Source organism: Mycobacterium sp. E1214 (assembly GCF_001666755.1).
Lineage (GTDB): Bacteria > Actinomycetota > Actinomycetes > Mycobacteriales > Mycobacteriaceae > Mycobacterium.
Genome location: NZ_LZJC01000088.1, coordinates 44989 through 59463, shown reverse-complemented (window position 1 = coordinate 59463; position 14475 = coordinate 44989). Strand labels below are relative to the sequence as shown.

General features: G+C 71.6%; 9 protein-coding genes. 1 reads left to right on the top strand and 8 read right to left on the bottom strand.

Features of this window, described 5'->3' with window-relative positions; translation table 11 throughout:
• Nucleotides 1-45 precede the first annotated feature (45 nt).
• The 3 genes from A5700_RS11360 to A5700_RS11350 form a co-directional block, all read right to left on the bottom strand.
• Nucleotides 46-3591, bottom strand: coding sequence for a DNA-directed RNA polymerase subunit beta (locus tag A5700_RS11360; protein ID WP_369828265.1), 3546 nt, complete (start codon nt 3589-3591; stop codon nt 46-48).
• 403 nt (nt 3592-3994) lie between these two features.
• Nucleotides 3995-5005: an ABC transporter ATP-binding protein gene (locus A5700_RS11355; RefSeq protein WP_068073476.1), complete on the bottom strand. Its 1011-nt coding sequence runs from the start codon at nt 5003-5005 to the stop codon at nt 3995-3997.
• 182 nt (nt 5006-5187) lie between these two features.
• The gene (locus A5700_RS11350; protein WP_068073478.1) at nt 5188-6669 is read right to left on the bottom strand and encodes a carotenoid oxygenase family protein; all 1482 of its coding nucleotides are present in this window, start codon (nt 6667-6669) and stop codon (nt 5188-5190) included.
• A 71-nt stretch (nt 6670-6740) separates the two neighbouring features.
• On the opposite strand from A5700_RS11350, the gene A5700_RS11345 reads away from it, so the two are divergent.
• The gene (locus A5700_RS11345) at nt 6741-7451 is read left to right on the top strand and encodes a TetR/AcrR family transcriptional regulator (RefSeq protein ID WP_068073480.1); all 711 of its coding nucleotides are present in this window, start codon (nt 6741-6743) and stop codon (nt 7449-7451) included.
• Between the two features lie 27 nt (nt 7452-7478).
• Here the strand turns inward: A5700_RS11345 and rplL are convergent, their stop codons facing one another.
• From rplL to A5700_RS11320, 5 genes are all read right to left on the bottom strand, one after another.
• Nucleotides 7479-7871 (bottom strand): 50S ribosomal protein L7/L12, encoded by a 393-nt coding sequence (rplL, locus tag A5700_RS11340; RefSeq protein ID WP_068073482.1) that lies wholly within the window; start codon nt 7869-7871, stop codon nt 7479-7481.
• 30 nt (nt 7872-7901) lie between these two features.
• Nucleotides 7902-8516 (bottom strand): 50S ribosomal protein L10, encoded by a 615-nt coding sequence (gene rplJ, locus A5700_RS11335; protein WP_068073484.1) that lies wholly within the window; start codon nt 8514-8516, stop codon nt 7902-7904.
• Between the two features lie 235 nt (nt 8517-8751).
• Nucleotides 8752-9669 carry an ROK family protein gene (locus tag A5700_RS11330; protein ID WP_068073486.1) on the bottom strand — a complete coding sequence of 306 codons (918 nt, stop codon included), beginning with the start codon at nt 9667-9669 and terminating at the stop codon, nt 8752-8754.
• Nucleotides 9670-9673: 4 nt separating this feature from the next.
• A complete protein-coding gene (locus A5700_RS11325) occupies nt 9674-10294 on the bottom strand; it encodes a malonyl CoA-ACP transacylase (protein ID WP_068204750.1) in 621 nt (206 codons plus the stop codon).
• Nucleotides 10291-14469 carry an NEW3 domain-containing protein gene (locus A5700_RS11320; RefSeq protein ID WP_068204747.1) on the bottom strand — a complete coding sequence of 1393 codons (4179 nt, stop codon included), beginning with the start codon at nt 14467-14469 and terminating at the stop codon, nt 10291-10293. Before A5700_RS11320 ends, A5700_RS11325 begins: the two co-directional genes overlap by 4 nt.
• Nucleotides 14470-14475: the final 6 nt, after the last annotated feature.

Below are 14475 nucleotides of genomic sequence, written 5' to 3'. Positions count from 1 at the left end.
TTGCGGGTTTAGATACCAATAAGAGGGCTGGCTGGCACGATGCCGCTATGCCAGGTCCTCCACAGACGCAGATTCGTTGCGCGACAAGTTGATTCCGAGGTTGGCCGCAGCCCGTTCCAGGTCTTCGTCCTCGCCCTCGCGGAGCTCGATCGCGGCGCCGTCGCTGGAGAGCACCTCGACGTTGAGGCACAGCGACTGCAGCTCCTTGAGCAGCACCTTGAAGGACTCGGGGATGCCCGGCTCGGGGATGTTCTCGCCCTTGACGATCGCCTCGTAGACCTTGACCCGGCCGACGGTGTCGTCGGACTTGATGGTCAACAGCTCCTGCAGCGTGTACGCCGCGCCGTAGGCCTGCATGGCCCAGCACTCCATCTCACCGAACCGCTGGCCACCAAACTGCGCCTTACCACCCAGCGGCTGCTGCGTGATCATCGAGTACGGCCCGGTGGAGCGGGCGTGGATCTTGTCGTCCACCAGGTGGTGCAGCTTCATGATGTACATGTAGCCAACGGTCACCGGGTACGGGAACGGCTCCCCGCTGCGGCCGTCGAACAGCACCGCCTTGCCGTCCCCGTTGACCAGCACCTCGCCGTCGCGGTTGGGCAGCGTCGAGGCCAGCAGGCCGGTCAGCTCGTCCTCCTTCGCGCCGTCGAACACCGGGGTGGACACGATCTGGTTCGGCTCGGCGCTGAGCAGGTCCTCGGGCAGGTTGGCCGCCCAGTCGGGCGTCCCGCCGGCCACGTCGATGTTCCAGCCGGCCTTGGCCACCCAGCCCAGGTGGGTCTCGAGGATCTGACCGATGTTCATCCGTCGCGGCACACCGTGGGTGTTCAGGATGATGTCCACCGGCGTGCCGTCCGGCAGGAACGGCATGTCCTCCTGCGCCAGGATCTTGCCGATGACGCCCTTGTTGCCGTGCCGTCCGGCCAGCTTGTCGCCGTCGGAGATCTTGCGCTTCTGGGCGACGTAGACGCGGACCAGCTCGTTGACGCCGGCCGGCAGCTCGTCGTCGTCCTCACGCGAGAACACCCGGATGCCGATGACCTTGCCGGACTCGCCGTGCGGCACCTTCAGGGAGGTGTCGCGGACCTCGCGGGCCTTCTCACCGAAGATCGCCCGCAGCAGCCGCTCCTCCGGGGTCAGCTCGGTCTCCCCCTTCGGGGTGACCTTGCCCACCAGGATGTCGCCGTCGCGGACCTCGGCGCCGATGCGCACGATGCCCCGCTCGTCCAAGTCGGCGAGCACCTCGTCGGAGACGTTCGGGATGTCCCGGGTGATCTCCTCGGCGCCCAGCTTGGTGTCGCGGGCGTCGATCTCGTGCTCCTCGATGTGGATCGAGGTGAGCACGTCCTCCTCAACCAGGCGGTTGGACAGGATGATCGCGTCCTCGTAGTTGTGCCCCTCCCACGGCATGATCGCCACGAGCAGGTTCTTGCCCAGGGCCATCTCGCCGTTCTCGGTGCACGGCCCGTCGGCGATGACCTGGCCGGCCTCGACCCGCTCACCTGCGTCCACGATCGGCGACTGGTTGGCGCACGTGCCGTGGTTGGACCGCTCGAACTTGCGCATCCGGTAGGTGTGCCGGCTGCCGTCGTCGGCCATCACGGTGATGTAGTCGGCGGAGACCTCCTCGATCACCCCGGCCTTGTCGGCGACGACAACGTCGCCGGCGTCGATGGCGGCGCGCAGCTCCATGCCGGTGCCGACCAGCGGCGCCTCGCTGCGCACCAGCGGAACCGCCTGGCGCTGCATGTTGGCACCCATCAGGGCCCGGTTGGCGTCGTCGTGCTCGAGGAACGGGATCATCGCGGTCGCGACCGACACCATCTGGCGCGGCGAGACGTCCATGTAGTCCACCTCGGACGACGGCACGTACTCGACCTCGCCCGCCTTGCGGCGGACCAGGACGCGCGCCTCGGCGAACCGGCCGTCACCGTCGATCGGCGAGTTGGCCTGCGCCACGACGTGGCGGTCCTCCTCGTCGGCGGTCAGGTAATGGATCTCGTCGGAGACCACACCGTCGACCACCTTGCGGTACGGCGTCTCGATGAACCCGAACGGGTTGACCCGCGCGTACACCGACAGCGAGCCGATCAGACCGATGTTCGGCCCCTCCGGGGTCTCGATCGGGCACATGCGGCCGTAGTGCGACGGGTGCACGTCGCGGACCTCCAGGCCCGCGCGCTCCCGGGACAGACCGCCCGGACCCAGCGCCGACAGGCGGCGCTTGTGGGTCAGACCCGACAACGGGTTGTTCTGGTCCATGAACTGCGACAGCTGGCTGGTGCCGAAGAACTCCTTGATCGCGGCGACGACCGGCCGGATGTTGATCAGGGTCTGCGGCGTGATGGCCTCGACGTCCTGCGTGGTCATCCGCTCGCGGACCACGCGCTCCATGCGGGACATGCCGACCCGGATCTGGTTCTGGATCAGCTCGCCCACGGTGCGCAACCGGCGGTTGCCGAAGTGGTCGATGTCGTCGGTCTCCACCGGCACCTCGGTGCCGCCGGGCACGGTCATCACAGCCGGCTGGCCGTCCGTGCGGGCGTGGTGCAGGCGCACCAGGTACTCGATGGTGGCGACGACGTCTTCCTCGGTGAGCGTGGACGACGTGATCGGCTGCCCGACGTTGAGGCCGAGCTTCTTGTTGACCTTGTAGCGACCGACGCGGGCCAGGTCGTAGCGCTTCTCCTTGAAGAACAGGTTCTCCAGCAGGGTCTGCGCCGACTCCTTGGTCGGCGGCTCGCCCGGACGCAGCTTGCGGTAGATGTCCAGCAGCGCCTCGTCGGTGCCGGCGGTGTTGTCCTTCTCCAGCGTGCTCATCATGATCTCGGAGAAGCCGAACCGCTCGTGGATCTGCTCGTTGGTCCAGCCGAGCGCCTTGAGCAGCACGGTGACCGGCTGGCGGCGCTTGCGGTCGATGCGGACGCCGACGGTGTCGCGCTTGTCGACGTCGAACTCCAGCCACGCACCGCGGCTGGGGATCACCTTGACGCTGTGCAGCAGCTTCTCGGTCGACTTGTCGATGGTCTCGTCGAAGTAGACGCCGGGCGAGCGCACCAGCTGGCTGACGACCACGCGCTCGGTGCCGTTGATGATGAAGGTGCCCTTCTCCGTCATCATCGGGAAGTCACCCATGAACACCGTCTGGCTCTTGATCTCACCGGTGTTGTTGTTGATGAATTCGGCCGTGACGAACAGCGGGGCCGCGTACGTCATGTCCTTGTCTTTGCACTCCTCGACCGGCGCCTTGACCTCGTCGAAGCGGGGGTCGGAGAACGACAGCGACATCGAGCCGGAGAAGTCCTCGATGGGCGAGAGCTCGTAGAGCACCTCTTCGAGGCCGCCCACCGGGGAGGTCTCGCCGCGGCTGGCGGCGATCTCGCGCCAGCGGGGCGAGCCGATCAGCCACTCGAAGGAGTCGATCTGCACGTCGAGCAGGCCGGGAACCTCCAGCGGTTCGCGGAGCTTGGCGAAAGAGACTCGATTGGGGGCTCCGGGCACGGAGCCGTTTGAGGAACTACCGTTTAAAGAACTTCCGTTAGAGGAACCTTGTGGGCGATCCGTTTTGCTCTGGCGGAAATCAGCCAAGATGCATCCTTCCAGCACCTCGTGCGACTCACGAAGACCGGTAGGCCCGGCCAGCTCGCCGCGAATTGTGTCGGTTAGGCCGGCGGACGATCTGCCCGGATCTCACGCGCGCAACTAGAGAGCTAAGCCGCTCAACGAGGCTCAGGCTTAGTCCACAGTGTCATGTGGCGGGTGAGGTGGGCAGGAGGTAGCCAGCGCAACGTCCAACAATAGCGCAGGACCGCGCATTCCTCAACTGCCCAGCATGACTAGCCCAGAGACATCGGCGCTGGCTGGCGACTCGACTTTCCGCTCGATACATGCTGCCCAACAGATTGACCCGTTTACCGCTCGTCGTCAAGAGGGCGGGCCGCCGAGTTACCCCAAGTTTTCCGGCTGGTCGGCGGCGGGCCGGGCCGGCGTCCTAGTCGCCGACTTCGTGCGCCCGGTACTTGTGGGTCCCCTCCATGTCGTCGATGATCGCGGCCTGGGCCTCCTTGGGCAGGGTGTGCAGGATCTCGCGCACCCGGGCCTGGCGCCGGGCGACGGCCTTGCGCTCCGGCATGCCGGGCGAGGCGACGATCTGCGGGGGCACGCCCTCGATCTCCTCCACACCGCCGGCGTGCTGGCCGGCTTCCAGCGCGGCCTGCTCCTCGGCCATGGTGGCCTCGTCCTTCTCCTCCGACATGCCGATCGGACCGATGCGGCGGCCGTTGAGGAACTGCCGCACCACCGGCTCGTCGCTGGTCAACAGGACCTCGCGGGGGCCGAACATGACCAGTTTGCGGCGGAACAGCATGCCCATGTTGTCCGGCACGGTGCGGGCGATGTTGATGTTGTGCGTGACGATCAGGACGGTGGCGTCGATCTGGGCGTTGATGTCGAGGATCAGCTGGCTCAGGTAGGCGGTGCGGACCGGGTCCAGACCCGAGTCGGGCTCGTCGCAGAGGATGATCTGCGGGTCCATCACCAGGGCGCGGGCCAGGCTGGCGCGCTTGCGCATACCACCGGAGATCTCACCGGGGAACTTCTTGTCGTCGCCGCCCAGACCCACCAGTTCCAGCTTCTCCATGACGATGTCACGGATTTCGCTTTCCTTCTTCTTGGTGTGCTCGCGCAACGGGAAGGCGGCGTTGTCGTAGAGGTTCATCGAACCGAACAGCGCGCCGTCCTGGAACATCACGCCGAACAGCGTGCGGATCTCGTAGAGCTCCTTGGCCGAGCACTGCAGGATGTCGGTGCCGTCGATGACGACCGAGCCGCGCTCCGGGCGCAGCAGACCGATCAGCGACTTCAGGAACACCGATTTGCCGGTACCCGAGGGGCCCAGCAACACGCTGACCTCCCCGGCGGGGATCTCCAGCGTCACGTCTTCCCAAATTCTCGAGGACCCGAAGGACTTCGTGAGTCCGTTCACCTCGATAGCGACGCCCATGGGGATTCCTTCCGTTCACGCTCACGCCCGCCACCTGCCCTTTTGTGTGGCTTGAGTCACTGTAGCGCACGCTTCACGCGCAAGATCAGCGTTGCACGGCACAGCCGGGAAAAAGTGGCCGTCCCGAGATCGCGTGGAAGCCCCGGCGGCTCAACTTATTTGACGCGCGTGTTAGCCAGGCGTCAAGCGGACGGCACCCAGTTGCCGTGGAAGCCCATCGGCACCCGCTGCGGCAGGTGGACGGTGGCTACCGGCTCGAGCGTCTGCGCGTCCAGCAGCAGCAACTGCCCCTCGTCGCGGTCGCGGTGGTAGCCGAAACCCATCAGGATGCCGTCGTCCTCCGCGGCCGCGCCGGGGTTGGGCACAAACGACATCTCGCCGAGTAAAAGGCCCGCATCCAGCGGCGCCACCCGGCGCGATCCGGTCGCGTAGTCGTACTTGAACAGGCCCGGGCCGCCGCCGGCGAACTGGGCGCCGACGGTGTAGCCGAAGCGGTGCCGCGCGCCCAGCAACTCCTCGTTGATGCGGGGGAATTCCTGGGACTGTTCGTCGCGGCATTCGGTGCGCACCGCGCCGGTGGTGAGGTTGACGGTCCAACGGTCCAGGACCGGGGTGCTCTCCCCCGGGCCGCGCCGGTCCCGGTCGAACATCCGGTCGTAGCGCACCACGTCGAGCACCAAAACCTCGGCGTCGCCGCGCATCTCGGAGTAGGCGTTCAGCGGGTGGTAGACGTAGCACGGTTCGATGTCGAACCAGCGCACGTCGTCGTTGCCGCCCTCGCGCGGCATGACCCCGATGCGCGCCGGGTAGCGCGGATTCCAGGCATACGGCATCCGGTCGGAGTGCCGGGCGTCGCGGTTCATCCGCGCGTTGATCGGGCCCGGCACCCGCACGCGCCCGATCAGCGACTGCAGCACCAGCCGGGCGGGCAGCGTCAGCCAGGGCGGCATGCGCTGCGGGAGCACCTGCACCGGGTCGAAGGTCACCGGCAGGTCGTAGATCACCACGTACTTCTCGGTGAGCGAGAAGTCGTGCATCATCGGCGAGCCGCCGACCTCGATGTCGACCGTGCGGCGGGCCCGACCCTGGGTGTCGATCACCGAGTACTGCACGGTCCGGCCGCGCGCGAACGAGTAAGAGACGGCGTGCAATTCGCCGGTCCGGGGGTCGCGGTGCGGGTGCGCGGTGTAACCCCCGGCCAGGGTGCCGTCGAAGTCGCAAGTTCCGACGGTGTCCAGGTCCTCGGTGAGTTCGTAGTTGGCGACGCCGCCCTCGACCAGGGCCAGGGTGCGCCCGGCGTGGCTGAGCGCGTTGGTGTTGGCGCCCAGGCTCAGCATCCCCGCGCGGCCGTCCAGCCGGCCCGGCGGCCGCTTGCCCAGCGCGTCGCTGACCCGCGGGCTGCGCACCCACCGGTTGCGGTACCAGCGGGCCTGCCCGTCGCGCAGCGCCACGCCGTGCACCATCCCGTCGCCGCTGAACCAGTGGTAGATCGCCGGGTCGACCTCGGCGGCCGGGTTGGGGCCGTTGCGCAGGTACCGCCCGTCGAGGTGTTGCGGGATGTGGCCGGTGACCGGCAGGTCGTGGGCGGTGACTTCCGCGGCGACGGGCGCCAGGAAGCCTTCGAGATACGGGTTGGGCGGTTTGCGGGTTTCCACGGTCGTCATCGCCGAGCTCCTATAACATCGTTATTTCAACGTTATTGGGACGGTACGCCACCGATGAGAAGATGACAAGGATGACTTCGGAAATGGCGGGCACCGTCCGCGACGACATGCTGCACGCCGCGGTCGGCCTGCTCGACGAGCACGGGCCCGACGCGCTGCAGGCCCGTAAGGTCGCCGGCGCGGCCGGCACCTCGACGATGGCGCTCTACACCCACTTCGGGGGGATGCGCGGGCTCATCGCCGAGGTCGCCGAGGAGGGGCTGCGCCAGTTCGACGCCGCCCTGACGGTGCCGGCGACCGATGACCCGGTCGCCGACCTGCTCGCGACCGGGGCCGCCTACCGGCGGTACGCCATCGAGCGCCCGCACATGTACCGCCTGATGTTCGGCAGCACCAGCGCGCACGGCATCAACGCCCCGACCCACAACGTCTTGACCCTCGCCGTCGCCGAGATCGAGCGGCACCACCCGAGCTTCGCGCACGTGGTGCGCGGGGTGCACCGGTGCGTGCTGGCCGGGCGGATCGGCGCGGCGGGACCGGCCACCGACGACGCGGCGGTGGTGGCCACCGCGGCCCAGTTCTGGGCGCTCATCCACGGTTTCGTGATGCTCGAGCTGGCGGGCTACTACGGCGCCGACGGCTCGGCCGTCGTGCCGGTGCTCAGCTCGATGACGACGAATCTGCTGATCGCGCTGGGTGATTCGCCGGAGCGGGTGGCCCGGTCCCTCGCGACGGCGACGCGAGATCTCCCGGAAACGCGACAAACCCCCGCGAGCCGGTGACGGCCGCGGGGGTTGTCGCGTACGGGCTTACTTGACGGTGACGGTGGCGCCGGCGGCCTCCAACTTGGCCTTGGCCTCGTCGGCGGCCTCCTTGGCGACCTTCTCCAGCAGCGGCTTGGGAGCGCCGTCGACCAGGTCCTTGGCCTCCTTGAGGCCCAGGCCGGAGACGATCTCGCGGACCACCTTGATGACGCCGATCTTCTTGTCGCCGGCGGCCTCGAGGATGACGTCGAATTCCGACTGCTCCTCGGCGGCCTCGGCGGGCGCGCCGCCACCGGCGGGGCCGGCCGCGGCCACGGCGACCGGGGCGGCCGCGGTGACCTCGAAGGTCTCCTCGAACTTCTTGACGAAGTCCGAGAGCTCCAGCAGGGTCATTTCCTTGAAGGCGTCGAGCAGTTCGTCGCTGGACAGCTTGGGCATGGTGTGGGTCCTTCCTGAATTGGGTTGGGGTTATTCGGCTTCGGCCGGGGTTTCCGGGGCCTCGGCGGGTGCTTCCGAAGCGGGTTCTGCGGCGGGCTCGGCGGCGGCCGCCGCGCCCTCTGAGCCTGGTTGAGAGGCCTTCTTCTCCTGCAGCGCGGCCGCCAGCCGGGCCACCTGGGAGGCCGGGGCGGCGAACAGGCCCGCCGCCTTGGCGAGGTTGCCCTTCATGGCACCGGCCAGCTTGGCCAGCAGCACCTCGCGCGACTCCAGGTCGGCGATCCGCTCGACCTCGGCGACCGACAGCGCCCGGCCGTCCATGTAGCCGCCCTTGATGACCAGCGCCTTGTGGTCCTTGGCGAAGGTCTTGATCGCCTTGGCGGCGTCGACCGGCTCGCCGGTGACGAACGCGATGGCGGTGGGGCCGGCGAACAGCTCGTCGAGGCCCTCCACGCCGGCCTCCGACGCTGCCCGCTTGATCAGCGTGTTCTTGGCGACGGCGTAGGTGGCGGACCCGCTCAGCGAGCGGCGCAGCTCCGCCAGGTTGGCGACGGTCAGACCCCGGTACTCCGTGATCAGCGTCGCCGACGATTCCTTGAACTGCTCGGTGATATCCGCAACGGCGGTGGCCTTGTCAGCCCGGGCCATGCCTACCTCCTGATGTGAACGCGTCTGGAATCCCCCGCGAAACGACGAACGCCCCGGCGCAGGATGCGGCCGGGGCGTGAATATCGCCGGCGCGAGCCGGCGCTGTTGCTGCCTCGTCCTCCTGCGTGGGCCGCCGGGATGCTCCCGGACCTTCAACCGATTGCTCGGTGACCGACGGTCTTCGGTGGATCGGCCACCAGAATAGCCTCACCTCGGCGGTCGACCAAAACGGCGGTCAGCGCAGGCCCGCGAGCCGGGCCGCGCCGAGCAGGCCGGCCGTGGCGCCGAGCTCGGCCGGCAGCACCCGCAGACCGGCCAGGAAGTCCAGGCCGGCATACCGGGCGAGCTGCGCGCGCAGCGGGTCGAAGAGCACCCCGCCGGCCTGGGCCACGCCGCCGCCGACGACCACCACGTCCAGGTCGCAGACCGCCGCGACCGAGGCGATGGTCGCGGCGAGGGCGCCGGCACCCCGGCCGAACGCTCCGGCGGCGACCGGGTCACCGGCCGCCGCGGCGGCCGCCAGCTCCCGCGCGCCCGCGGCCCGCGGAGCGGACCAGCCGTGCTCCCGCGCCCAGCGCACCAGCGACGGTCCGGAGGCGACGGTCTCGACGCAACCGTGGCCGCCGCAGGTGCAGGGCCGGCCGTCCTGTTCCACCACGACGTGGCCGACGTGTCCGGCGTTGCCGGTGCGACCGCCGTAGGGGCGCCCGTCGAGCACCAGGCCGCCGCCGACACCGGTGGACACCACCATGCCCAGCAGGAAGCCCGCGTCGGCGGCCCGCCCCGCCCCGCGCCACTGCTCGCCGAGCGCCATGCACAGGCCGTCGCCGCCCAGCGCGACCGGCACCCCCGGCACCGCCGCCGCGACCCGGTCGCGCAGCGGAAAGCGGTCCCAGGAGTCGATGTTGATCGGGCTGACCGTCCCGGTGGGCAGGTCGACGGGGCCCGCCGACGCGACGCCCACCGCCCCGATCGGGCCGTCGGCGGCGCCGGCCGCGTCGGCGATGGCCGCGGCGACCGCGGCCCACACCTCCTCGGCCGAGGGCGCCGCGGCCGGGGTGGGCCGCACCGCCGTGTACACCAGTGCGCCGGCGGCGTCGACCAGCCCGGCGGCGATCTTGGTGCCGCCGATGTCCAGGCAGAGGGTCGGCACGGCGTCAGTGCCGGTGGGTGTTGTCGGGCTGACGAGGGTCGCCGGGGTGCTCGTAGCCGGGCGCGAACCGCACCCGCTCGGCCAGCCGCGCGTCCAGCCACAGCCGGAAGGCGCGGCGCCGGGCGGCGCCGCGCAGCTGAGCGGCGATCGCGGCCCGCACCTCGGCCAGCGGCGGGGCGGCCACCGCGGGCGCCCGCCAGCCGTGCGGTTCGCCGCGCGGCGCGGCGAACCGCAGCGGGTTGCGGGCGTGGTAGCCGGCGACCTCGTCGTCGGAGACGTCGAGGCCGCCGGTCAGGTCGGCGAACAGCGCCCGCGCGGGCGCCGCGGCCAGCACGGCCGCGGCGACGCTGCCGATCTCGAGCCGGGCCGTCGCGTCGGGCAACAGCTCGGCCTCGCCCGGCGCGCCGCGCGCGGCCTGACCGCGCGCGGCGGCTTCCGCGGCGACCAGCCGCTGCGCGACGATCAGCTGGGTCAACCAGCGGCGCAGCTGTCGGCCCTCGCTGGTGCCGGCGACGGGCAGCGCCGCCGCGCCCGGCGCGGCGCGCAGCCGGGCCTCGGCGGCGTCGACCTCGGCGGCGAAGACGGGTTCGCCGCCGACGGCGGCGACCGGGTGGGTGGCGCTCATGCGACGGTCACCCGCGCCGCCGGGGTGTAGAGCAACCGCCCGGCGCACGCCACCCGGACCAGGGCCCACCATTGGCCCGGCCGCACCCGCGGCGGCGGGGCCACCCGGAAGCGCAGGTCGACCGCGCCGGCGGCGGGGAGCACGGCGCCCAGCGCGGCCGGTCCCATCCACTCCCAGGTGCCCCACGGGCTGATCAGGTGCGCCTCCACCGCCAGGGCGGCCCGCGCCGCGGTGCCGACGGTGACGGTCAGGGTCGCGCTTTCACCGGCGGCGAGCGTGACGTCGGCGGGACCGGCGACGAGGTGGATCGGGTCGGCGTCCCGGCACTGCCCGACCGTGACCAGGCACACGTCCTCGACCACCTGCCGCCAGGCGGCCGGCGTCTCGGCCCCGGTGAGGGCGAGCTGCGCCCGGACGGGGTAGAGCCCGGCGGGCGCGCCGGGCGGGACGGACACCAGCACGTCGGCGTCGCGGTGCTCACCGCTGGGCAGGGTGAGGGGCAGCGCCGCGGGCGTCGCGGACCAGCCGTCCGGGCACAGCAGGCGCACGGCGCCGTCGAGCGTGGCGTCGCTGCAGTCGCTGGCCGCGGTGAGGCGCAGCGCCACCTCGTCGCCGGGTTCGGCGGCGACCAGCGTCGGGTGTAAGTGCGCGACGGCGGGCAGCCCGCCGAGCGGCGCGGGCCCCCGGTTGTGCAGCCAGTAGCGGGCGTACAGGGGCTGGGCGGCTTCCGCCTGCGGTGCGAGCGGCGCGGGGTCCCCGGCGGCCCGCGGCAGCGGCAGCCGGGCGAGCAGCGTCGCCACCTGGTAGCCGTGCAGGTCGAGCGCGTCGACGGGCTCGCCGGCGGTTTCGAGCAGGTCGGCGCTCCGCAGGTCGGTCAGCGGCGCCAGCGGGGACTCGAGGGTGACGCGGGCGTCGGCGCCGGTGGTCTCGACCAACCGGACCGCGACCGCGTCGGGCCGCGGCGCGCGGGCGCTGCCGGCGGGCAACGGGTTGCCGGCCGCCTTGAGCGCCGCCAGGTGCACCGACGCGGCCGGCTCGACGCGCAGCAGCGACCCGGTCGGCGGCAGCGCCGCGCCGCCGCCGCCTGCGCGGACGGCTAGCAGCGGGTGCGAGAACTGGGCGCTGCGGGCCGGCAGCTGCGCGCGCCGCCAGTCGCCGTCGCCGCAGACCAGGGCGTAGTCGAAGTCGTGGGTCCAGTGCTGGAGCTGGAAGTTGGAGCCGTCCGGGGCGGTGCGGCGCGGCTCGTCGATCCAGATGCCCGACGGCCAGCCGGTGCACGAGCGCAGCAGGGCGGCGTGCAGCGTGCCTTGGGTGTTGACGGCGAAGCTGGGCACGCCGCGGTTGAGCAGCGCGACGGTGCGGTCTTCGAAGGCCTCGCCGGGCGGTGCTGCGTGCCGCTGGGTCACGTCGATCTCGGCGTCGGTCAGGTCGGCCACCAGCGCCGCGACCGCCGCGGACAGGTCGCGGCCGTCGATCACCAGCACCGGCAGCGTCCGCGGACCGCGCAGGTCGGCGCCGGGCACCCACACGGCCGGCAGCGGCGCCTCGGCGGGCACCCAGACGCGGGCCTGCCCGGTGGCGGCCAGTTGCCGGTCGAGCTCGTCGGCGTAGCCGCGGCCGGCCAGGGTCAACAGCTCCCGGGTGAACGCGTTGCGGTCCGGCCCGCCCAGGGCGATCCGCAGGTCGGGCAGGTTGGAGTCGACGTCGAGGTCGCCGTAGCGCGCCTTGCCGGCCGCGCCGCAGGTGGCGGTGACGCCCGCGCGGACCAGCGCGACCATGAGGTCGCGCGCCAACGGGCCGGACAGCTCCTCGGCCGGGGACACCACCTCGGCGACCGACACCGCCCGCACCACCCGCTGCCCGACGCGCACCCGCACCGCCGAGGACAGCCCGAACCAGCCGAAGGCCGGGTTGTCCAGCGTCCACAGGTGCTCGGCGGTGTCCACCGAGCGCGTCTCGTCGGCGTGCAGCAGCGCGAATCCCCGCCCGATGACGGCGTCGCCGACCTCGCTGACCGGCGTGGCGCCGGGCACCGGGCAGGGCCAGCGCAGCCGCACCAGCCGGTCCGCACCGGTGAACTCGTCGACCGTGGTGCGGCAGTCGACCCGCGGCACGCCCCGCCACAGCGTGAGGGTCTGGGTGTAGCGCAGCGCGCCCTCGATGCGGCCCTGCACCACCAGCCGCTCGCCGAGCGGGCCGCGGTAGGCCCGCACCTGGGCCGGCCGCTCCGACGAGCACACCACCGGCCCCTTGGGCAGCAGGTGCCACGGCCCCTCGCCCTGCGTCGGGTGCGCGGGGTATTCCTCGTAGACGGCGAGCTCGTTGCCCACCTTTCCGGCGGCCAGCAGTTCGCGGCCGCCGTGCCGCAGCGACGCGACTCCGCCGCCGCGGGCCGGATCGACTTCCAGCCGGTAGTGCTGGTTCGCGATCGCGGCGCCGGACGTCGGCGCCCACCCGTCCGCGGCGGCGGCCGGCGCCAGCCGGTAGGCCCGCCAGCCCAGCGACGGCACGTCGCTCGCCAGCCACCGCACCGTCCGGCCGCCGTCCTCGACGTGGGCGGGGAGCTCGGCGCCGGCGGCGTCGAACACCCGCACCCCGGCGCCGACCGGCGCGTCGAGCCGCGCCGTGACGATGTCGGTGCGCGGCTGGGCCAGCGGGTTCCACACCACGACGTCGCCCGGGGCGGCCGCGACCGCGCCGGTCAACCGGGCCAGCGAGGCGTCGCGGGCGCCGCGGCCGAGGTCCCAGGCGTCGCGCCAGCCGGTCAGCAGGTCGAGGTAGACCTGGTCGGATTCCGACCCGGTGATCGCGTCGTGGTGCGCGCCGTACGCCAGCTGCACCCACGCCTTGGCCAGCGCCGCCTGCGGGTACTCCGCGCCGGTCAGCCCCGCCGCGAACACCGCGAACCGCTCGGCCTGGAGCACGGCGTTCTCGGCGGACCGGTTGGCCTGCTTGGTGTCGATGTACGACACGTCCTTACCGGTGTAGATCGGGTTCATGTCGCGGGTCTGCGGCGACGGTTGCGCGCCGCGCTGCGCCAGCTCGGCGCGCACGGCGGCGAAGAACTCGCGCGGCGTCGCGCACACAAAACGTGGCCACGTGTACCGCGCCGCCCAGTCGCGGTGGATCGCGGTCACCCACTTGTTGGGCGGCGTGTAGTCGGTGCCGACGGGCAGCAGCACGTTGCGGGTCAGCGCGACGGCGGCGAGCTGATCGAACAGCTCGAACGTGGCGGCCTCGGCGTCGGCCAGCGAGGTCGCCGAGTCCATCCACCAGCCCGCGGAGTAGTGCGCGGGCATGTAATGGGTCAGCAGGCCGCGGCCCGAGGGTGCGATCCACTCGAACTCGCTGCTGAACTGCATGCGCTCGAACCCGGGCTCGCCGGGCCGCCCGGGACCAGGACCCCACTGATGGTGCGGGCCGCGCGCCCAGGAACTCGACGTCAGGCCGGCGTCGGCGGCCATCCCGGGGAACTGCGGGTCGTGGCCGAACACGTCGAGCTGCCACGCCGTGGCCGGGTCGGCCCCGAGCACGTCGCGCTGAAAACCCATGCCGTGCACCAGGTTCCGGATGGTGGTCTCCGGGCTGGTCAGGTTCGTGTTGGGTTCGTTGTAGGTGCCGCCCATGACCTCCACGCGGCCCTCGGCGATGAAGCGGCGCAGGTCGGCCCGGTCCTCGGGCCGGGTGTCCCAGTACGGCTTGAGGTAGTCGACCTCGGCCAGTACGAACTTGTACTCGGGTTCGCGGCGGGCCATCTCCAGGTGCGCGTGCACCAGCTCGAAGGCGTTGGTCTGGCGGGCCCGCCCGGGCGGGTCCTCGGTCCATTCGCTGGTGTAGGCGCCCTGGGTGTTCCACCACACCGGGTCGTAGTGGAAGTGGCTGACCATGAACATGGTCCAGCCGGGCTCGGCGACGGCGAACTCGAACGGCAACCGCCGATCGCCGGCGTGCACCGTCGCGGCCCGCCGCTCGCCGACGACGGCCGAGTCGACGGTCACGGGAACCTCGACGGCGTCGTCCCCCACGGCCGCGACCGCGTCGCCGCGCAGGCCGTCACCGTCGATGTGCACCGGCGTCGGCTCGGTCACCTCGGCGACGCCGACCCGCACCAGCTGCAGCGGCGCATCCGCCGGCCCGACGAACAGCTTCTCCGCCCGGGCCGAAACCAGCTGCATCCCCGC